The organism is Cetobacterium sp. ZOR0034, from assembly GCF_000799075.1.
In the GTDB taxonomy this organism is placed as follows: domain Bacteria; phylum Fusobacteriota; class Fusobacteriia; order Fusobacteriales; family Fusobacteriaceae; genus Cetobacterium_A.
Window position 1 is genome coordinate 74,164 of sequence record NZ_JTLI01000044.1, and the last position, 20,647, is coordinate 94,810.

The 20,647-nt window shown below is 30.6% G+C and carries 17 protein-coding genes and 1 tRNA gene; 8 read left to right on the plus strand and 10 right to left on the minus strand.

The genetic code is table 11. The features are described from left to right. Window positions 1–77 precede the first annotated feature (77 nt). The gene (gene yvcK, locus L992_RS08955; RefSeq protein WP_231549774.1) at window positions 78–1,049 is read right to left on the minus strand and encodes a uridine diphosphate-N-acetylglucosamine-binding protein YvcK; all 972 of its coding nucleotides are present in this window, start codon (window positions 1,047–1,049) and stop codon (window positions 78–80) included. A gap of 112 nt (window positions 1,050–1,161) precedes the next feature. On the opposite strand from yvcK, the gene L992_RS08960 reads away from it, so the two are divergent. The 3 genes from L992_RS08960 to L992_RS08970 are packed head-to-tail and all read left to right on the plus strand — an operon-like array spanning window position 1,162 to window position 3,377. Continuing rightward, entirely contained in the window at window positions 1,162–2,244 is a 1,083-nt protein-coding gene (locus L992_RS08960) for a histidinol-phosphate transaminase (RefSeq protein ID WP_047395755.1), read from the plus strand. A gap of 15 nt (window positions 2,245–2,259) precedes the next feature. Beyond that, entirely contained in the window at window positions 2,260–3,105 is an 846-nt protein-coding gene (locus tag L992_RS08965; RefSeq protein ID WP_047395757.1) for an outer membrane protein OmpK, read from the plus strand. 20 nt (window positions 3,106–3,125) lie between these two features. Beyond that, entirely contained in the window at window positions 3,126–3,377 is a 252-nt protein-coding gene (locus L992_RS08970) for a hypothetical protein (protein ID WP_047381318.1), read from the plus strand. 30 nt (window positions 3,378–3,407) lie between these two features. Here L992_RS08970 and L992_RS08975 read toward each other — a convergent pair whose 3' ends face one another. Then, the gene (locus L992_RS08975) at window positions 3,408–4,799 is read right to left on the minus strand and encodes an aminopeptidase P family protein (protein ID WP_047395759.1); all 1,392 of its coding nucleotides are present in this window, start codon (window positions 4,797–4,799) and stop codon (window positions 3,408–3,410) included. A gap of 360 nt (window positions 4,800–5,159) precedes the next feature. On the opposite strand from L992_RS08975, the gene nrdD reads away from it, so the two are divergent. Next, on the plus strand, window positions 5,160–7,349 hold the full coding sequence (gene nrdD / locus L992_RS08980; RefSeq protein ID WP_047395760.1) for an anaerobic ribonucleoside-triphosphate reductase: 2,190 nt from the start codon (window positions 5,160–5,162) through the stop codon (window positions 7,347–7,349). Between the two features lie 17 nt (window positions 7,350–7,366). After that, complete coding sequence (gene nrdG / locus L992_RS08985; RefSeq protein ID WP_047381323.1) at window positions 7,367–7,876, plus strand: anaerobic ribonucleoside-triphosphate reductase activating protein; 510 nt, start codon at window positions 7,367–7,369, stop codon at window positions 7,874–7,876. Window positions 7,877–7,924: 48 nt separating this feature from the next. On the opposite strand, the gene mglC is transcribed toward nrdG, so the two are convergent. The 3 genes from mglC to mglB form a co-directional block, all read right to left on the minus strand. Continuing rightward, entirely contained in the window at window positions 7,925–8,962 is a 1,038-nt protein-coding gene (gene mglC, locus L992_RS08990) for a galactose/methyl galactoside ABC transporter permease MglC (protein ID WP_047381325.1), read from the minus strand. A gap of 16 nt (window positions 8,963–8,978) precedes the next feature. Continuing rightward, window positions 8,979–10,475, minus strand: coding sequence for a galactose/methyl galactoside ABC transporter ATP-binding protein MglA (gene mglA / locus L992_RS08995; protein WP_047381326.1), 1,497 nt, complete (start codon window positions 10,473–10,475; stop codon window positions 8,979–8,981). 65 nt (window positions 10,476–10,540) lie between these two features. Next, window positions 10,541–11,524: a galactose/glucose ABC transporter substrate-binding protein MglB gene (gene mglB, locus L992_RS09000; protein WP_047381328.1), complete on the minus strand. Its 984-nt coding sequence runs from the start codon at window positions 11,522–11,524 to the stop codon at window positions 10,541–10,543. Between the two features lie 186 nt (window positions 11,525–11,710). Between mglB and L992_RS09005 the strand changes: the two genes are divergently transcribed. Beyond that, window positions 11,711–11,787 (plus strand) — tRNA-Arg (locus tag L992_RS09005). 2 nt (window positions 11,788–11,789) lie between these two features. Here L992_RS09005 and L992_RS09010 read toward each other — a convergent pair. Then, window positions 11,790–12,773, minus strand: a complete 984-nt coding sequence (locus L992_RS09010) for a DNA processing protein DprA (protein WP_047395761.1) — start codon at window positions 12,771–12,773, stop codon at window positions 11,790–11,792. A 311-nt stretch (window positions 12,774–13,084) separates the two neighbouring features. Here L992_RS09010 and L992_RS09015 point away from each other — a divergent pair, with 311 nt between their 5' ends. Then, window positions 13,085–14,407: a YjiH family protein gene (locus L992_RS09015; RefSeq protein ID WP_047381332.1), complete on the plus strand. Its 1,323-nt coding sequence runs from the start codon at window positions 13,085–13,087 to the stop codon at window positions 14,405–14,407. A 59-nt stretch (window positions 14,408–14,466) separates the two neighbouring features. Here the strand turns inward: L992_RS09015 and L992_RS09020 are convergent, their stop codons facing one another. After that, window positions 14,467–15,792, minus strand: coding sequence for an MATE family efflux transporter (locus L992_RS09020; protein WP_047381334.1), 1,326 nt, complete (start codon window positions 15,790–15,792; stop codon window positions 14,467–14,469). 142 nt (window positions 15,793–15,934) lie between these two features. On the opposite strand from L992_RS09020, the gene L992_RS09025 reads away from it, so the two are divergent. Further along, window positions 15,935–16,684, plus strand: a complete 750-nt coding sequence (locus L992_RS09025) for a glucosaminidase domain-containing protein (RefSeq protein ID WP_052191650.1) — start codon at window positions 15,935–15,937, stop codon at window positions 16,682–16,684. Window positions 16,685–16,722: 38 nt separating this feature from the next. Here the strand turns inward: L992_RS09025 and L992_RS09030 are convergent, their stop codons facing one another. From L992_RS09030 to L992_RS09040, 3 genes are all read right to left on the minus strand, one after another. Then, window positions 16,723–18,003 (minus strand): rhodanese-like domain-containing protein, encoded by a 1,281-nt coding sequence (locus L992_RS09030; protein WP_052193955.1) that lies wholly within the window; start codon window positions 18,001–18,003, stop codon window positions 16,723–16,725. Between the two features lie 14 nt (window positions 18,004–18,017). Further along, the gene (locus tag L992_RS09035; RefSeq protein ID WP_047381336.1) at window positions 18,018–19,259 is read right to left on the minus strand and encodes a GNAT family N-acetyltransferase; all 1,242 of its coding nucleotides are present in this window, start codon (window positions 19,257–19,259) and stop codon (window positions 18,018–18,020) included. A gap of 79 nt (window positions 19,260–19,338) precedes the next feature. Continuing rightward, window positions 19,339–20,505, minus strand: coding sequence for a dicarboxylate/amino acid:cation symporter (locus L992_RS09040; protein ID WP_047381339.1), 1,167 nt, complete (start codon window positions 20,503–20,505; stop codon window positions 19,339–19,341). Window positions 20,506–20,647: the final 142 nt, after the last annotated feature.

Below are 20,647 nucleotides of genomic sequence, written 5' to 3' on the forward strand. Positions count from 1 at the left end.
CTTGTTATGATAACACATGTTATTCTAAAATGGAAACTTTTTTTGAATTTTTTTTTGACGAGTCTTCAAGTTACTTTTTATTCATCATAAAACTTCTCTAAATTATCTATTTGTGAGTACACAACTGCTGCTAACTTATGCGATAAATGTCTCACCCTTCTCTCACAATCTATCTTTATCAAAGGTTCTTTTATCACTTTCACTCTCATTTTTTTCAATCTATTTATATCTAATTCAACAGGCGTACTACCCTCTTCATTATATCTCTCAATAATCTCTTCAGGTATTTCGACAGAATTAACTATAACTTTGTCAATCATATCAAAACCTACATGTCTATTTATAGATTCAATATGATCTCCCACACTATAATTTTCTGTTTCACCCATCTGCCCCATAGCGTTACAGATATAAATTTTTTGGGCTTTTGATTTCTTTAAAGCCTCTTGCATATTCTCTAAAAGCAAATTTGGAATAATACTGGTATAAAGACTTCCAATCGAAAATACAATCAAATCGGCTTCTTCAATAGCCTTTATATTTTCTTTTGGACTATTTACTTCTCCGTCATAAAACACCCTTTTTATCTTTTCTCCCATAACTGGTATATCCGACTCTCCAAATACAAATCCTCCACTTGTTTTTTCTGCAATTAACTCTATCTTTTCAAGCGTTGCTGGCAATATTTTTCCATTGATATTAAATAGCTTTCTAAGTCTTTTCAATGCAATTTGAACATCCCCTGTTATCTCAGTCATCGCTGTTATTAAAAGATTTCCTAAAGGATGGGCTCCTATTGAAGAATCCTCTCTAAATCTAAATTGAAAAACTTCTTCAATTAATGGCTCTACATTACTCAATGCTATCATTACATTTCTTAGATCTCCTGGAGCAGGGATATTAAACTCTTTTTTCAATATTCCGCTACTTCCACCACTGTCAGCTACTGATACAATTGCCGTCACATCTATAGGAAAGTGTTTTAATCCTCTTAAAACAACTGATAGTCCACTTCCCCCTCCTATTACTACTACTTTTGGATTTCTCATTATATATATTCCCCTTTTTATTTTTAGTTTCTACTATATTTTATAACATTATTTTGCAAAAAAAAACTATATTTGTTAAAATAGTTATATATTTTAATTATGGAGGGGTTTTATGAAAAGTAATCATGGAGCAAATCTTCATCAACTATCTGATGTACTTGGTATTAACCAAAATGCAATTATTGATTTTAGTTCAAATATAAATCCTTTTGGACTAAGTCCTAAAGGATTGGAAAAACTAAAAAACAACTTAAATTTAGCTAGTATCTATCCTGATCCAGAATATACTGAACTTAAAAATAGTATTGCTAATTACTGCAATTGTAATACTGAAAACATCATTCTTGGAAGTGGGGCAACTGAATTGATATCATCGACAATAAAAGTTATCAGTCCAAAAAAAGCTTTATTATTATCCCCAGCTTACTCAGAATATGAGAAAGAATTAAATAAAATTGGAGCCTCGATTACAAAGTTTTTTTATAAAAAAGAAAATAATTTCAAATTAAATATTGATGAAATTATTCAATTGATTACAAAAGAACAGTTTGATATGATTATTATCTGTAATCCCAACAATCCTACTGGAACTCTTATTTCTATTCAAGAAATTGAAAATATATATAAAGTTTTCCAAAAACCAATTATGATTGATGAAACTTATATAGAATTTACTGAATCTTCACAGACATCAGCAATAAATTTAGTCCAAAAACATGATCAAATCATTGTTATTAGAGGTACCTCTAAATTCTTTTCGACTCCTGGAATCAGATTAGGTTATGCTATTATATCAACGGGAGATATTTTAGATAATATGAATCTTATTCCTAATCTTTGGAATATAAATATTTTTGCTTCTATCATGGGTGAAGCAATGTTTAGTGATTCAGATTATATCAATATGTGTCACTCAAACTTTTTAGAAAACTTTACTATTCTTTACGAAGGGCTTAAATCATTTAAAGATTTCAAAATTTACGACTCTAAAAGTAATTTTATTCTTTGTGAAATTTTGAATCCAAAATATGACGCAACTTCTCTATATAATTTTCTTTTAAAAAAAGGAATCATAATTAGAAAGGCTGAATCGTTTGATGGATTAAATAGTAATTTTTTTAGAGTTTGTGTGTTATCTCAAGAAAATATTAATCTTTTATTAAGTGAAATACAAAAGTTTATACTAACGTTTTAATTTAGGGAGGGTTTTATGTTAAAAAAATTTTTACTTATAGGTTCTGTAGCTATTTCTGCTACTACTTTTGCTAAGTATGAGCCTTGGAACTTTACAGTTTTAGAGGGAAGTCTTGTAAAGTCAAACTATTTACCAGATGGATGGGGACCTTCAAAAAAAGAGACTTTGTTTGAAATTCAAGGTTCTACTAGATATAATCTTTTAGATTTATACTGGTTTATTGATAGATCAAACGTTTTCAAAGACTCTAATTTAAGTGATAAGAACGGTGTTGATGATAACTATACTTATGCCGAGTTCACACCTAGATTCTCAATAGATGGTCTAACGGGAAAAGACCTTTCTATTGGTCCAGTTTCTGAGTGGTTCATAGCTTACCAATTTGACTATGACAATGCAAGTACTAGAAATCAATATACTGGAAGCAAAGATGGAATTAGAAAGCACTATATTGGTATTGGTAACTACATCTCTATCCCTGAGATGAAGTATATGAAGTTTGATTACTTTAAAACAAACCTATATGCTAGATATGTTGATAGAAATTATGGAAGAGATGAAAATCAATGGAATGGATACATGTTTAATATCGCTTACGGTGGAACTATATACAGATTTGAAAATGGAATGAAGTTTGGATTTAGTGGTTGGCTAGATTATGATTTTGGTGCTAAAAATGATTCAGCTTCTAAGCAAACTCATGACTCTTTACAATGGCAAAACCAAGTTAGATTTTTCTTAAATAACAATTTGTCTGTTAGCTACACATACCAAATAAACAACCATTTCTCACAGGTAGACCAAAACAGTTCAAATAGAAACAACGAATCATTCGGTATTCATTACGCTATTATGTTCTAATTTATATAAAGGAGGTTATTATGTTAAAAAATGAGTTATCTTTAATAGGAAAAACTTTAAACTTTGAAGAGTTAAACAGTTTTATGATCGAAAACAATTATTACAACATTCACAATGATTTAAGTCCGTCTGAAATCAACGACTGTCTTAATGAAGGTGTTGTTGCTTTCGAAAGTAAATTACAAGAAAGTGATTTAGATATCTATACTTATATAGAATTTGAACTTATTGGGAAAGACACTTTAAAAATTATAAACATTTTTGAAATGTAAAAAAACCTCCCTTTTTAGGGAGGTCATTTTTTATTTATTTGCTAATACATCTTCAATCTCATTGAAATATTTAGGTATCTTGTCACCTAATCTTTTATTTCCTGTCTCTGTTACTAAGAAATCTCCTTCGTATCTCATTCCACCAAAGTCAATGTAATTTTCAACTTTATCATAATTTATATACTCTTTAAACAAATCTTCACTTTTCCATTTTTGAATCAATTCAGGGATAAAATAGATTCCCGGTTCAATTGTCAGTACATATCCCGCTTTAAGTTCTTTCCCCATTCTTAAAGATCTAATTCCAAACTGTGTTTCTCTCGATGTCTCTGAATCATATCCTACATTATTCTCTCCAAAGTTCTCCATATCATGTACATCTAAACCAATCATATGTCCTAATCCATGAGGGAAGAATAAAGCATGAGCACCAGCTTTTACAATATCTTCTACGTTACCTTTCATCAATCCTCTTTCAACAAAACCTTTAGCTAAAACTTTACATACTTCTAGATGAACAGTTTTATTTGTAATTCCTGGTTTTGTGTACTCTTCTGCTTTTTCAAACATCTCTATCAATAGCGAATACAAATCTTTTTGTCTTTCGTCAAATTTTCCTGAAACAGGGAAAACTGTTGTCATATCTCCACAATATCCATTTTCTAATCTAGCACCACAATCAAGTAATACTAAATCTCCTTCTTTAAATACATTTCCATGGAAATGGTTATGTAATATTTGACCATTTGTTGTGCAGATTGTATGGAACGATGGAGTAGCATTATACTTCTTTGCCTCACACTCCAATAACGCAACCAGTTCATATCCTTTCATTCCAGCCTTTACATTTTTCATTGCTGTTAGATGCATCTCTCTTGTCACATTTGTTGCTTTTTCCATTTCAATTATTTCATAATCCGCTTTTATATTTCTCATCTCAATTATTGATGATACTAATTTTTCTGAAAAATCTTTTTCCACTTCATCTAATGATTTGTCTAGTAGTTTTGATATCTTTAAACTATTTTCTAGACGATATTGATTTGTAAAATGTATCTTTTTATCGTTTAACTTTGTCAATTCCAAAATTTTCTTTAACTCTTCAGTTTCTAAAAAGCTCTTTACTCCAACTTCTAAAGCTCTATCTTTAAAACTTTTTTGTCCACCCATCCAAATAATATCATTCATTGTAAATTCTTTTCCAAAAATATATTCTTCATTAGAATCTACATCTATCACACCTATTAAATCTGGAGAGTTTAAACCAAAGTAATATAAAAAAGTCGAATCTTGTATAAAGTTATAACAATTATCCCCATAAGACATTGGTGATTCTGAATTTCCAACAATAACAATCAGACCATCACCAACTAATTTTTTTAAACACTCTCTTCTTGAAACATAAATTTTCTTATCAAACACAAAACCCCTCCTTATATTTGGTATTTAAAAAATACTATATCACATTTTTTTAATCTTTTTTATTATTTTTTCGAAAAAATTATTTTTCAAAAATCAAAACACAAGATATTGTGTTATTTTTTTAAACCTAACAATATATATTGTGTTTTTCGAAAAAATTATTTGAATTTTTTTTGCTCGATTTTTTTCCATTTGATTATTTTTTTAACTTTATTTCTCTTTAATAACTCTATATTCTGGTGTCAAATATTTTTTTTTAACCATTTTTATACCCATTTTTACTTTTTTACACATTTGTAGAATCCTATAAAAGTGTGTATAATACTTGAAGAAAAAAAAATAAAAACTGGGGTGATTTTTTTGAAGGAAGTTATTAAAAGAGATGGTTCAACTGTACGTTTTGACAAAAGTAGAATTGTAAGAGCTATAACAATGTCTTTCACACAAAAAGAAAAAGCTGTTAATGCTGAGCTTATCGAAAAAATAGCAACTCAAATAGAAAATCTTGATACTCCTAAGATGCATGTTGAAGATATCCAAGATTTAGTTGTAAAAAAACTTATGGGATCTTCTGAAAAAGACATTGCTCTTTCTTATCAAGAATATCGTACTATAAAAAATGAACTAAGAAAAAAAGAACAAGTTATATATAAAAAAATTGGTGAACTAATTGACGCGTCAAACGAAGATATGCTAAATGAAAATGCCAATAAAGATGGAAAAACTATATCTGTTCAAAGAGATCTTTTAGCTGGAATCTCATCAAAAGATTACTATCTAAATAGAATCTTACCAAAACATTTAAAAGAAGCTCACGAAAGTGGAAGAATTCATATACACGACCTTGATTACCTTCTTTTCAGAGAAACAAATTGTGAGTTAGTTAATATAGAACAGATGCTTGCAAATGGATGTAACATTGGAAATGCTAAAATGCTTGAACCTAACTCTGTTGAGGTTGCCGTTGGACATATTGTTCAAATCATTGCCTCTGTTTCATCTAACACATATGGTGGATGTTCTATCCCTTACCTAGATAGAGCCTTAGTTCCATATATCATAAAAAGCTTTAAAAAGCATTTTGCAAAAGGATTAAAATATGTTGAAAGATTATCTGGAGATGTTATTGAATCTGTAATATCTGAAAACGAAATTAAATATTCTAATGAGACTTTAAAAGAAAAATATCCAATGGCATTTGACTATGCTGTAGATATGACTGAGGAATCTGTTAAACAATCTATGCAAGGATTAGAATATGAAATAAACAGCTTATCTACAGTTAATGGACAAACTCCATTTACAACTGTTGGTATAGGTACTGAAACTTCTTGGGAAGGAAAACTTGTTCAAAAGTTTGTCTTCAAAACAAGAATGGAAGGATTTGGAGCTAAAAAGGAAACTGCTATCTTCCCTAAAATAGTTTATGCTGTTTGCGATGGATTAAACTTTAACGAAGAGGATCCTAACTGGGATATATCTCAATTAGCTTTCGAATGTATGACAAAATCTGTTTATCCAGATATTCTATTTGTAACACCAGAACAAGTTAAGAACGGTACTGTTGTTTATCCTATGGGATGTAGAGCGTTCCTTTCTCCTTGGAAAGATGAAAATGGAGTAGAAAAATACTCAGGTAGATTCAATATAGGTGCTACAACTATAAACCTGCCTAGAATAGCTATCAAAAATAGAGGTGATGAAGCTGGATTCTATAAAGAGTTGGATGAAGTTTTAAATATGTGTAAAGAAAATAATATCTTTAGAGCTAAGTATTTAGAAAATACTCCTGCTGAAATTGCACCAATCCTTTGGATGGCTGGAGCTCTTGCTGAAAAAGATGCTAAAGAAACTATTAAAGATTTAATCTGGGGTGGATATGCTACTGTTTCTATCGGATATATCGGATTGAGTGAAGTTTCTGAACTTCTTTATGGTAAAAACTTTGCTTTAGATGAAGAATCTTATGAAAAATCATTTAAAGTTTTAGAGTATATCTCTAAAAAAGTAAAAGAATTCAAAGAGGAAACTAATTTAGGATTCGCTCTTTATTCAACACCATCTGAATCTCTTTGTGACAGATTTGCACAAATTGACTTAAAAGAATTTGGAGTAATTGAAGGAATCACTGATAAAGAGTACTATGACAACTCTTTCCATGTTTCTTCTAAAATTAATATAAATCCATTCGAAAAATTAAGATTAGAAGCTCCAGGACATACTCTAGCTTCTGGTGGACATATCAGTTATATAGAAACTGATTCACTAAAGAAAAACCTTGAAGCTGTTTATCAAGTTTTAAAATATGCTCAATCAATAGGAATACATTATATGGGGATTAATCAACCTGTTGATAAGTGTCATATCTGTGACTTCAATGGAGAATTCTTAGCTACTGAAAGAGGATTCGAGTGTCCTCAATGTGGAAATCACGATTCTACTAAGATGAACGTTATAAGAAGAGTTTGCGGATATCTAGCTCAACCTGATAGCAGACCTTTCAATAAAGGAAAACAAAAAGAGGTAATAAACAGAGTTAAACATATGTAAAACGATGGGAGATTGTTATGAACTATTCTGGTATCAAATATACAGATATGATTAATGGAGAAGGAATTAGAGTAAGTCTTTTCGTAAGTGGATGTTCTCACTTTTGTAAAGATTGCTTTAACTCTGACACATGGGACCCTAACTACGGGTCTCCTTTTACAGAAGAGATTGAAAATGAGATTTTAGACTATTTTAAGAAATACAATAAAAGTATTAAAGGGCTTTCTTTATTAGGTGGAGACCCTACATATATAGAGAATATAGATCCACTTGTAAACTTTATTAAAAAATTTAAGAATAGTTTTCCAGAAAAAGATATTTGGATTTGGTCTGGTTTTACTTGGGAAATAATTATTGCTAACCCAAAACTCCTATCTCTTATAAAATTATGTGATATTTTAGTTGATGGTAAATTTAACATCGAAGAGAAGGATTTAAATCTAAAATGGCGTGGAAGTAAAAACCAAAGAGTTATAGATATTAAAAGAAGTTTAGAATTAAAAGAAATAATCACATATATAGATTAAAAAAGTTCTAGAGAGTTTTCTCTAGAACTTTTTTTTATTCTAATTTTTCTATTTCTTCTTTACATACTTTAACGTATCTAAAGCAACTGCCATCACTATTATTACCCCTTTTATTATATATTGCCAATATGGGTTTACTCCTATAAACGTCAATCCGTAGTTTATAACTGTAAATATTATAACTCCAATTAAAACTCCTGGAACTGTTCCAACTCCTCCTGAGAATGAAACTCCTCCAACTACACAAGCAGCTATAGCATCCATCTCATACATGTTCCCTAAGTTATTTGTAGCACTTCCAACTCTTCCCGCTTCTAACATTCCACCGAATGCATAGAAGATTCCTGATAAAGTATAAACTAGTAAAAGTGTTTTCTTTACATTTACTCCCGATACTCTTGCAGCTTCAGGATTTCCACCAACTGCAAAGAGATTCTTTCCAAATGTTGTTTTATTCCATAAAATCCAAATAAACAATACTGCTAATGCTGCATATATTATTAGATAATTAAATCTAAATCCTCCTATTGTAAAAAATCCCTGTGCAAAAGTTGTAAAACTTTTAGAGAATCCTGCAATTGGAGATGCTCCAACATAATCATAATACAAAGAGTTCGCTCCATATATTATTATCATCGATCCTAAAGTAGCAACAAACGGTGTTACATTTAGGTATGCAACAACAAATCCATTTAAAAATCCTACAAAAGCTCCAATTACACATATTATTAAAATAACTACTGGTATTGGTAACGTATCTAATCCAGGAAATACCTTATTAACATTTGTAACAGCTTGTAATAGTGTTGCTGAAATTACTGCCGACAATCCAACTTGTCTTCCTACTGAAAGATCTGTTCCTTGAGTTACTATTATACCCGCAACACCAAGAGCCAAGATTGTTCTAACAGATGATTGCGTTAAAATATTTCTCATATTTCTAAAACTTAAGAACGCCGGTTCTTTTATTATTATTCCTGCTATCAATATTAGAAGAACAATATACAATCCTCCATCTAATAAAAGTTTTTTTGTATCTTTCCCCTTAAAGAAACCATTTTTTTTCTCTTCATTATTTAGTTCCATTTTATCCTCCCACGATCTATAAATATAATGATGCTAATTTTAAAATCTCTTCTTGAGTTGTTTCTTTTGTATCAACTATCCCCGCTATTCTTCCATTACTCATAACCAAAATTCTATCAGTAACTCCTAAAAGTTCTGGCATCTCAGAAGATATCATTATTATACCCTTTCCTTTATTTGCCAAATCTAGCATCAATTGATAAATTTCATATTTAGCTCCTACATCTATTCCCCTTGTTGGCTCATCTAACATCAAAATATCTGGACTAGTTAAAAGCCATCTTCCAATAATTACTTTTTGTTGATTTCCACCAGAAAGATTTCCTATAGGCGTTTTTTGATTTGGAGTTTTAACTCTCATCGAATCTATAACCCATTTTGTATCTCCGTACATTTTATTTCCATTTAATAATTTATTCTTTCCCTCATAGTGACTCATATTTGAAATCAAAGAGTTAAACTCAACATTTAGTTGTGGAAATATTCCTGTAGCTCTTCGTTCTTCCGTTACAAGTGCAAATCCATTTTGTATCGCTTCCAAACTACTTCTATTTTCCACCACTTTTCCATTGATTGTAACTGTTCCAGTCGATTTCTCTCTGATTCCAAAAATTGTTTCAACTATATCTGTTCTTTTAGAACCAACCAACCCTGCAATTCCTAAAATCTCTCCTTTTCTTAGATTAAAAGTTACATCCATTATTGATGGCCCATTTTTAGCTGTCAATCCTTCAACCTCTAAAATAATATTTTCTGGATGATTTGTCTTTTCAGGGAATCTCTGAGTTAAAGATCTTCCAACCATCATACTAATAATCTCATCTGTTGTTATTCCATCTAAACTTTTTGTAGCTACCCATTGCCCATCCCTAAGTATCGTTATATCATCACAAATCTCTTTTATCTCCTCCATCTTATGAGATATATAAACAACTCCACAACCTCTGTCTGTCAATTTTTTGATAATCTTAAAAAGATGTCCCACCTCTTTTTCCGTTAGAGAGGATGTCGGCTCATCCATTACTATTATCTTAGAATTATAAGAAAAGGCTTTTGCTATTTCAACCATCTGCATCTGTGAAACAGATAGTGTTGAAACCTTTGCTTTCGGGTCTACATCTATTTCTAACTCTTTGAATATCTCTTTTGTATCTTCGTACATCTTTTTATGATCTACAAATATCCCTTTTAACGGATATCTACCTAACCAGACATTGTCCATTACAGTTCTTTGTAAAACTTGGTTCAGCTCCTGATGAACCATAGAAACTCCATTTTCTAAAGCATCTTTAGCTGATATAAAGTTTACCTCTTTTCCATCTAAAAATACCTTACCCTCATCTTTAGAATAAATTCCAAATAAACATTTCATTAACGTTGACTTTCCTGCTCCATTTTCACCCATCAAAGCATGAACAGTATGAGGTCTTATTTTTAAATTAACTTTATCTAGAGCTTTAACTCCAGGAAAAGATTTTGATACCTCTACCATCTCTAGTAAATATTTCTCCATAAATATCTCCTCTTTAATCTCTAAGTTTTATTAAAGAAAGGGAGGCTTATACCTCCCCTCACCTATTACTTTTTAAAATCATTTAAATTGTCTTTATCTACACCTACATATGGTACTCTTAATATCTTATCTTTTAACTCCCACTTAGTTCCTTCTGTTGGAGCTTTCTTTCTTGCTAAGTTTTTAGCTATTTCATATGTAGCTTCTCCTTGATTTTTACCATCATTTAACACAGTTCCAGCTATCTCTCCATTTTCCACCATAACTAAAACCTCAGCTAACGCATCAACTCCAAATACTGGTGTTTTTGCTCTACCGTTAGCTTTTAAAGCTTCTACTGCTCCCATAGCCATTCCATCGTTATTTGCAATAACTACCTCTATTTTATCTCCATTTGGTCCTGATAACCAAGCTTCCATTTTATCTTTTGCCATAGCTGCATCCCACATACCAGTATCCATATGTAACTCTTGAGTTTTTACTCCTTTTTCGTTAAGAGTTTTTGTTACATAAGTTGTTCTAGCTTCTGCATCTGGATGTCCAGGCTCTCCTTTTAATAAAACATATTGAACTACCCCATCTTTATTTAAATCCCATTCAGGATGCATAGCCCAATGTTTAGCTATTAATTCACCTTGGATTACTCCAGATTCTTTTGAGTCTGTTCCCACATAATAAGCTTTATCATAGCTATCCATATCAGCCTTAGATGGTTCTTTATTGTAGAATACAACTGGAATATCTTCTGCTTTTGCTTTTGCTATAACTGTTGATGCTGCAGCTGGATCAACTAAGTTAATTGCTAAAGCGTCAACACCTTTTGCAATTAAAACATCCACCTGATCATTTTGTTTAGATTGGTCATTTTGTGAATCGTTCATTAATACTTCAACATCTTTATCATTTTTTGCAACTGCTTCAATACTTTGTCTCACTGTTGACATAAAGTTGTCATCATAACGATAAATTGTCACTCCAATTTTTGTTGGTGCTGCCGATGCTACTGTTGTTAGAGCTAATGCTCCTAATAAAACCGAAACTCTCTTCATAAAACCCCTCCAAAATTGTAATTATATGAAACATAATGTCAATTATACTTCATGTTTAGACCTAATGTCAAGCAGTTAAAAAAAGTAAAGAGTGACTTTTTTTCTCAGGTAAAATAACCCGGAATTTTATCACTCTTTTTTCTTGACAAGATATTTTTTTTATGTTAAATTTTGACTACATTACGTGTATCTGTAGCTCAGTTGGATAGAGCAACTCCCTCCTAAGGAGTAGGTCATGAGTTCAATTCTCTTCAGGTACACCACTTTAAGAAAACTTAAATGTAAAAAGTGTTGCTGGCTTTGCTGTCAAAATTTTTATTATCTCCATATCAGAATAACAACTTATAAATGTCAATTTCGATATATTCTTCAACGTAAACATAGTTTGATTCTTCTTTATATTTCTGATATAAACTTTTCTTTTTTCTAAAAAAGCTGCTTTTATAGTCGTTATTGTTCCACCTTTATTTCCCGTCTCCAAAACTAATAACTCCTCAGCTAAATAAGCTTGAAGTCTATTTCTTGCCAACAAATAAATCCCTCTAACACCTATACTCGGAGGAAGTTCTGAAACTAGCGTCCCCTCATTTTCAAGTATCTCTTTACTCAATTCTAAATTTTCTTTTGGATATATCTCTGTTCCTAGCCCTTGACCTAAGATAGCTATATTTTTTATCTCATGCTCCATTGTTATTTTATGCCCAATCGTATCACACCCTAAGGCCAAACCACTTATATTATATCTCAATTTTTGCTTAAGATTTCTTACAATCTCCTCTGTAAATTGTGTTATTTTTTCATCTTCAGGATTTCTCGTTCCTACTATCGATATGCTGTCAGTCAAAAAATCATTATCTAAAGGTTTTCCTTTATAATATAAAACAAATGGTGGCGTTTTACACAATCGCAACTTCTCAGGATAATCAGAACAAAAATATGTACACATTTTTATATTCTCTTTCTCCATTAGATTTTTTTCTTTTTGTATTCCATTTTTCAGATCTCTCAAAATCTTAAAATCACCAAACAAATTCTTTATTTTTTCTTTCTCTACTCCATCTTTCAATTCGTTTATAATTTCTAAAACATCCTTATAACTCTCTTTAAAGACATTTACTCCTAACTCACTTGATCTTCTAAAAACCTTAAATAAATACTCAGGTGAAAAAGCTAAAACTTCTAATCTACCTACATCTACAATCATAGATCCTATCATAGACCACAAAATCATATCATCTTTCGAATACATAAATCACCTTCCTTTTAAGTACTTATAAGATTACTACTCTATTTCCGTACTCTATCTTTTATTTTTTATTTTTTTCTTTACAATCTCTTTATTTTAATGTATACTTAACTGACAATTTAAACAGAGGTTAGTTCACTTATATGTTTTGAGCCTAAGGCCGATGGCGATGACGACATGTTCCTGTGAATTAAGTATTACGAAGCTGCCATAGTAATACGCTTAATAATATAAGTTCTCAATTCAGGCATACTTTTTATTAAGTATGTTTTTTTATTTGGCAGAAATTTTAAAATTTCTGGAGGTTTTTTATAATGGCAATACTAAAATTTGGTATTTATTCTTTAATAGGACTATTAGCTTTTTTAGCTCCTATTTCAATTGGTGGTGAGTCTTCTATAATAATGGGTCACCTAAAAAACTTTGTTCTAAATAACTATTCAAGTTGGGTTAATTTCCTAATAATGTTCTGTTCTACAATAACAATAGCTGGAACAATCTTAGGATTTATTAAAAAAAGCTTTAAAGAGCAATACTTAAATGACCTTTTCGTGACTGATAAACTTAGTGGTATTTTAAGAATTGGTGGATCTTTAATGTTTATAATGATCTCACTTGGAGTTGCACCTGAATTTTTAAGTAATGAGAATACTGGTGGATTAATGGCTGGAGATATGATTCCTCCTCTTATGGTTACTTTCTTCATAGGAGTTATGTTAATGCCACTACTTACATCTTTTGGACTTGTTGAATTTATTGGAACACTTATCGCTCCAATTATGAAAAAAGTATTCAAGGTTCCTGGTTATGCTGCTATTGATGCTCTTGCTTCATTCTTAGGAGATGGAACAATTGGTATAGTAGTTACAGATCAACAATATCAAAAAGGATACTACACTCAAAGAGAGGCTGCTATAATCGCAACTTCATTCTCTATCGTTGGTATTTCATTTGCTGCTGTTGTTGCTGATTTATTACAATTTTCGAAAATTTTCTGGGTATTCTACGGAACAATAGCTTTCTCAACTATAGTTGCTGGATTTATTATCGCTAGATTACCATTAAAAAAGTTTAAAAATGAATATTTCGAAGGTAACAAAGTTGATGATAATGGAGCTAAAAGTTTTGCAGAGGCTTTACACTTAGCTACATCAACTGCTGGAAAGGCATCTGAAAAAGAGATTGTTGTAGATTCATTATTCAAAGTTTTAGTTATCTACATTACATTTATTCCGGTTATTATGTGTGTTGGTTCTATCGGTTTAGTTATTGCTGAAAATACAAGTTTCTTCAATATACTTTCTATGCCTTTAATGCCAATCTTAAAAATGCTTGGATTCTCACAAGAGGTTGCATCTCAAATGGCACCAGCTATGATTGTTGGATTCTCTGACATGTATTTACCTGCATTATTCATTGAAAATACTACTAGTGAAGTAGCTAGATTCATTGTTGGAACGCTGTCGTTTGCGCAACTAATCTTCTTGAGTGAAACAGGAATGATTCTTGTTAACTCTAAAATGGGATTCTCTATCTTAGATGTTGCGAAGTTTTTCATCTTAAGAACAATAATCACATTCCCAGTTATATATACAATCGCTATGATACTTGTTAAATTTGGAATATTATCATACTAAAATATACTTTTCAAAGTAATAAAAAAATAAAAAAAAACGGATTAAAAAATCCGTTTTTTTTATATAAACCCTTTGGCCATCCATCTCTTTGTTTTCCAACGCCAAAGCATTCCAAATCCTCTTATCCATTCATCTGTTCCATTAGCTATCCAAACTCCAACTAACATCCATTCCATTCTTATTCCTAAAATCCAAGAAAGTGGTGCTGCAACTCCTAACATAACGATACATCCCATAATCATCGGGAATTTTATATCTCCTGCTGCATGAAGTGCATTTATTACAACTATATTAAATGTTCTTCCAGTTTCAATATATATCATCCACGGGAAAACTTTCGCTGCAGCTTTTATTACTTCTGCATCCTTTGTAAACATCTCCATAATTCCATATCTAAAAATATACACCAATAAAGAAATAATTGTCGCCGAAATAAATGAAAGTGTTAAACTTCTCATACACTGATCATAAGCTTTATCCTTATCTCCTGCACCAACAAGTTGTCCAACTTGAATAGCCGTTCCATGTCCTAATGCTATCGAGAATATCATAATAAAAGATGAAATCAATGCTAAGTATGTTCTTGCTGTAATCTCTATTGTTCCCATCGTATTTACCATAGAAAGTATTATAACTTGTGTTAGACTCCAAGTTAGATGCTCTCCAGCTGTCGGAATTCCTATCGATAATATTTTTTTTACTTTTTCGAAAGTAAATTTTTTCAAATCTTCAAATCTAAACTTACAGAAATATGACATAACTACCAGAGAAACTATAGCTCCTATAAATCTCGAGAATACTGTTGATAGCCCAACTCCTGTAACTCCTAAAACAGGTGCTCCCAACCATCCAAATATAAACATACCATTTCCTAAAATATTTAAAAGGTTAACTCCTATATTTACAAAAAGCATCGGTTTTGTATTTCCATAACTTTTTAAAATAGCTCCATTCGTTAACGAAATCGCTTGGAATATACAAAGACCTCCAACAAGTTTAAAATAATTCATTCCCATATCTCTCAAAGCTAAAGGTAATTTTATTTTTACTAAAATCCATTCCCAACCTATAAAGTATACCAGACCTAGAACTAGACCTATGAACACATTCATTATTAAAGAAACAGCAATTACCTCTTTTGTTGATTTATGATTTTTAGCTCCTATAAATTGAGCCATTAGTATCGTAGTACCTAAACAGATAAAACTTAGAATTGTATTTTGAATCAATAATACCTGACTCATACCTCCAACTGCCCCTACAGCCTTATCACTGAATCTTCCAAGCATAATCGTATCAATATTTCCCACTACTGTCACTAGTAACAACTCTAAAAAGATCGGAATCGTTATTGAAAATAATGATTTTTTTCGTTCTAACGTCATTTTCATCTCCCACTTTTATTTAAATTTTTATATCGTTTTATTATACTACACCTTTTGTTCTCTGTAAATTTTTTATTGATTTTTCATATATTTTCATATATAATCTAGTCTATACAAAAATTATTTTAATAAAGGAGAGGTTATGTTGAAAAAATTAATTATCTGCATGCTTACTTTTTTCCTTTATTCATCTATCTCATTTTCTACTGAAATTGATTTTCATATTCCACATGAAATCAAATATAAAACTATAGAAGTTAAATCAGTTAAAGATTTAGAGAGAAAACCTACTGGAAATCACGTCTACTCTTTAGATGGATTGGATCTAAAAAAATTAAGTGTCACGAATAGAAAAGAAGCATTTATTTCAATGCTACTCCCTAGTATTGAAGTAGTAAACCAAGAAATCGATAGAGATATATCTATCATTGATGCTTTATCAAAAAAAACATCACATACTACGGAAGAAAAAAAAGAATTAGATAGAATTTTTAAAGCCTATAAAGTCTCTGCTTATAATTGGCCTGAGTTAAAAAGAAGAATGATTAAATATCCAACTTCTTTAATTTTATCTCAAGCAGCAATAGAAAGTGGCTGGGGAACATCAAGAGTTTTTAAAGAAAAAAATAATCTTTTTGGTATGAATGCATTTAAACATACTAATCGTACTTATAAAGAATATGATTCTATTAAAGATTCTGTTAAAGATTTTGTTCTAACTCTTTCTAGAGTTAATGCATATAAATCACTTAGAACCAGAGTTCATGCTGGCGAATCTCCTACACAGATAGCTTACGGTTTAACAAGCTACTCAGAATTAAAAGGAGCGTATATAAAAAAAGTTCAAACAATGCTTAAAAGTAATAATTTTGAAAAATATGACGATGCATAAAAAAAAGGAATCAAACCTTTGTTTGATTCCTTTTTATTTTATCTCTCTTCTCCTATCTCAATTGGATTTTGTGAATTTGCACTCCATCCAATCCATCCGTCAGAATAAAGAGAGTTATTTTTCAATCCCATAACCTCTGAATAAAATAGAACTTCCGCAGCTCTCCATCCAGATCCACAGAAGAATGTTAATTCTTTTTCCTCTGAAATTTTTAGCTCATTCCACATAGATATAATCTCATACCCATTTCTCATAGTATTATCAACATTTCTATAATCTTCTAAAGTTGTTGATTTGCTTCCTGATTTTCCCCAAATCGATCCTGGAATTCTACCTTTTCTGTGCATATAAGAGTACCCAGATTCTTTTCCTATTCTCTCATTATATGATCTAATATCTACTAAAACTTTATTGTTATCTTCTAATACCTCTTTTGCTCCAACTTCATCCACTATCAATTTTTTATTAATCGGCGTCTTAGATCCAAATTCTTTTATTGGGGTAGCCTTTACTACACCCATATCTGTTTTGTATCCTGCTTTTTTCCAAGCTGCTAAACCACCATTTAAAACTCTAACATCTTTAACTCCTAAATATTTAAAGATAATTGCCAATCTATAAGACGCCATTACATCATCACCATATAAAACAATAGCATCATCTTTTGATATACCAATCTCTGCTGCAAATTTAATTAGATTTTCATCTGTATTTATCATCCACTCAGGTGGTGGTTCTATACTATCCGTATTAATATGCGGAGCACCAGGGATATGGTTAGCAACATAAACTGCGGCATCCTTTATACTTCCCCAAGAAGCTTCATAAACCTTAACTTCTTTTTTCTCTAATTTTTCTTTTAGCCAACTTGGTGGAACTAACATCTCATAGCCTTCATAAACTTCAAAAGGAATTTGAGTATAATCTTTATTTTCAATCAAGTTATATGTATAAACCTCATCTAAACCATTTTCCTTTAGATAATTTTCTACCTTTGCTATTTGAGAATTATCAACACCATATAAAACGATATTTTTTTCTTTAACAATCCCTTTTTCAACAACTCTTTGTTTTAAAATCTCTTCATTCTTAGAATTTAAGTATTCAGCATCTAACCAAGTATATGAAAAATCTGTAGCTCCTTTTATATGTCCATTTTTCTCTAAATTTGACAAGTTCCATCCGTTATATTCATTAGTATCTCTCGTGTCAACAAATACCCACTCTGGATTACTTAAATTCTTCAACACCTCATTTGTATCAATATTTTTACCAAATATTAATGTCGATAAAGTAAACATAAATAATAATATTCTCATCTCTTCTCCTTCTTTTAATCTATTATACAATCTAAATGTATCGTTATATTTTTTACCAATGGAAAATCCTGTTTTATCGAATTCTCTAAGTCATCAGCTATTTTATGTGCCTTATAAACAGTCATATCTTTAGGTACTCTTATATGAAACTCTAAAAATATCTTATCCCCTGATTTTCTCATCATCAGATCATGTACATTTTTTATATCCGTATTTTCATAGATATACTTTTTAATATCATCTATAAACTGTATATCCTGTTTATCTAGTATTGTATCTGTTATATCTAAAATAACATGAACTCCCTCTTTAAAAATTACCACAGAAACCAGTATACTTATAAGTACATCAAATATAGGATTTACAAATATTGATAACCCTATTCCTAAAACTACTCCTAAAGATGAAAAGATATCATTTCTACTATCTTTTGCATCAGCTATTAAAGCTCTATTATCTGTTTCTATTCCAACCCTCATCTTTTGTTTATACATAAAGTACTTTACAACAGATGAAAACAATCCAAAGTATATAGCTACAGTTCCTGGAACAGCTCGCTTTTCTCCTGAAAGTATTAGCTCAACTCCACCTTTTCCTAATTCAAATGCTGTCAAAATCATAAATATTCCCATGACAACACCAATAACACTTTCGATTTTCTCATGCCCAAACGGATGGTCTTCATCCTCTGGCATATTACTGAAATGAATTCCTAGCAAAATTCCAGCTGATGTAACAACATCTGACAATGAATTAAATCCATCGGCTAATAGTGCTCTAGAATTAGATATCATTCCAAACCCTATTTTAGTTGCTGCCAAGATTATATTCCAAATTATTGAAGAGATTACAGTTTTTTGCCCCTCTTTTTTTCTAGAAGCCTTCTCCTCTAAATTCTTCAAAATATACATTTCATTCTTATCTTTTTCAAACCCTATTTTCATTAAAAAATTACAAATCTCAATGGGATTTTCTACTATTAAACTTCCTTTTTTTATTTCAGTATTAACAATAAATGAAATTAATTTTTTTCCATAAGATTTAAATCGTTCATCTTTTCTTACAAAAATTCTATTTAAAAAATAATCGTCATTTTTTTTCGTTAAAAAAATGTATCCTATAATCTCATCTTTTATTTCAAGAGCAAAAAATAGATCATCTCTTTTCAACTCTTTATCAATTTTAAAATCCGAATCTATTTTTTTTAAATCTTCAACTCTTTCTTTAATCTCATCAAAATTATAACTTTTATACATTTTCCACCTCCTATTTTTCCTCTATCCCAATATTATAAATTAAAAACTCTCCTTTTACAAGAAAGGAGAGTTTTTTTCATTAATTTTTATTTTTTTTAAACAAACCGTTAAGTATTAAAGCTAATGCTCCATCTCCAACCACATTACAAGCAGTTCCAAAACTATCTTGAAGTGCAAAGATTGTTAGCATCAAAGCTATTCCTGTATCATCAAATCCTAGCACAGATGCAATTATTCCTAAAGAGGCCATAACCGTTCCTCCCGGAACCCCTGGAGCTCCTATTGCAAATATTCCCAGTAAAACTATAAATAAAATCATAGTTCCCATTGTTGGAAGTGTTCCATATAAAACCTGAGATACAGTCATTACAAAGAATACTTCTGTAAGAACAGATCCACATAGATGAACTGTCGCTCCCAAAGGAATAGCAAAGTTAGCTACATCTTCATCTAGAGTGTTTGACTTCTTAGCACAAGATAGAGCAACTGGAAGTGTAGCTGCTGAAGACATTGTTCCTACAGCTGTCAAATACGCTGGACCATAACTTTTTAATAAGTTAAATGGATTTTGTTTTGACACTGCTCCACCAATACTATATAAAATAGTTAACCAAATAAAATGTCCTATTAAAACTATAACTACAACTTTTAAAAATACAGGTAGTTGTTTTGTAATACTTCCCTCATATGCTAAAGTAGCAAACGTTGATGCTATAAAAAATGGAAGTATTGGTATTATTATTCTGTGAACGATAGATAGAATAACATTATTAAACTCATCTAAAGCTGCTTCTAATTTTTTTGAATTTGTCCATACTATTGCAAGTCCTAAAAACAGAGCTAAAACCAAAGCTGACATTACCGATAAAACTGGTGGAATATTCAATTTAAACAGCATTGGTGGCAACTCTTTCAATCCATCTACAACTGTCACTATATTCAACATCGGAATTATTGCATATCCTGAAATCATCGAGAATAAAGCTGCTCCAACTGATGACATATACGCTAATATCAACATGGCTACAAGCATCTTACTCGCATTCGATTTCATCTTAGTTATAGCTGGTGCTATAAAACCTAAAATTATCAACGGAACTATAAATGATATAACCTGCCCCAAGATAAATTTAATTGTTTGAACGACTCCAATCAAAGATTCATTCGCAAACAAACCAATAATCAAACCTACTACTACACCAAATACTAGCTTAAATATCAAATTATCTTTTTTTTCATTCGACATTTTAAACCCCCTTAAAATATATTGTTTACCCTATTAGTAAGTTTATTACGCTTCGATAGAATTGTCAAATTTATTTTATCAATATTTTTTTTATTTTTATTAAAGGAAATCTATTTTTTTTAAGTAACTAACCTATGTGCAA

What these genes read in the sequence shown, in the direction of transcription:
- yvcK (WP_231549774.1), bottom strand. Translation starts at nt 1,049, where the DNA reads ATGAGAAATCCAAAAGTAGTAGTAATAGGAGGGGGAAGTGGACTATCA.
- L992_RS08960 (WP_047395755.1), top strand. Translation starts at nt 1,162, where the DNA reads ATGAAAAGTAATCATGGAGCAAATCTTCATCAACTATCTGATGTACTT.
- L992_RS08965 (WP_047395757.1), top strand. Translation starts at nt 2,260, where the DNA reads ATGTTAAAAAAATTTTTACTTATAGGTTCTGTAGCTATTTCTGCTACT.
- L992_RS08970 (WP_047381318.1), top strand. Translation starts at nt 3,126, where the DNA reads ATGTTAAAAAATGAGTTATCTTTAATAGGAAAAACTTTAAACTTTGAA.
- nrdG (WP_047381323.1), top strand. Translation starts at nt 7,367, where the DNA reads ATGAACTATTCTGGTATCAAATATACAGATATGATTAATGGAGAAGGA.
- mglC (WP_047381325.1), bottom strand. Translation starts at nt 8,962, where the DNA reads ATGGAACTAAATAATGAAGAGAAAAAAAATGGTTTCTTTAAGGGGAAA.
- mglA (WP_047381326.1), bottom strand. Translation starts at nt 10,475, where the DNA reads ATGGAGAAATATTTACTAGAGATGGTAGAGGTATCAAAATCTTTTCCT.
- mglB (WP_047381328.1), bottom strand. Translation starts at nt 11,524, where the DNA reads ATGAAGAGAGTTTCGGTTTTATTAGGAGCATTAGCTCTAACAACAGTA.
- L992_RS09010 (WP_047395761.1), bottom strand. Translation starts at nt 12,773, where the DNA reads ATGTATTCGAAAGATGATATGATTTTGTGGTCTATGATAGGATCTATG.
- L992_RS09015 (WP_047381332.1), top strand. Translation starts at nt 13,085, where the DNA reads ATGGCAATACTAAAATTTGGTATTTATTCTTTAATAGGACTATTAGCT.
- L992_RS09020 (WP_047381334.1), bottom strand. Translation starts at nt 15,792, where the DNA reads ATGACGTTAGAACGAAAAAAATCATTATTTTCAATAACGATTCCGATC.
- L992_RS09025 (WP_052191650.1), top strand. Translation starts at nt 15,935, where the DNA reads ATGTTGAAAAAATTAATTATCTGCATGCTTACTTTTTTCCTTTATTCA.
- L992_RS09030 (WP_052193955.1), bottom strand. Translation starts at nt 18,003, where the DNA reads ATGAGAATATTATTATTTATGTTTACTTTATCGACATTAATATTTGGT.
- L992_RS09035 (WP_047381336.1), bottom strand. Translation starts at nt 19,259, where the DNA reads ATGTATAAAAGTTATAATTTTGATGAGATTAAAGAAAGAGTTGAAGAT.
- L992_RS09040 (WP_047381339.1), bottom strand. Translation starts at nt 20,505, where the DNA reads ATGTCGAATGAAAAAAAAGATAATTTGATATTTAAGCTAGTATTTGGT.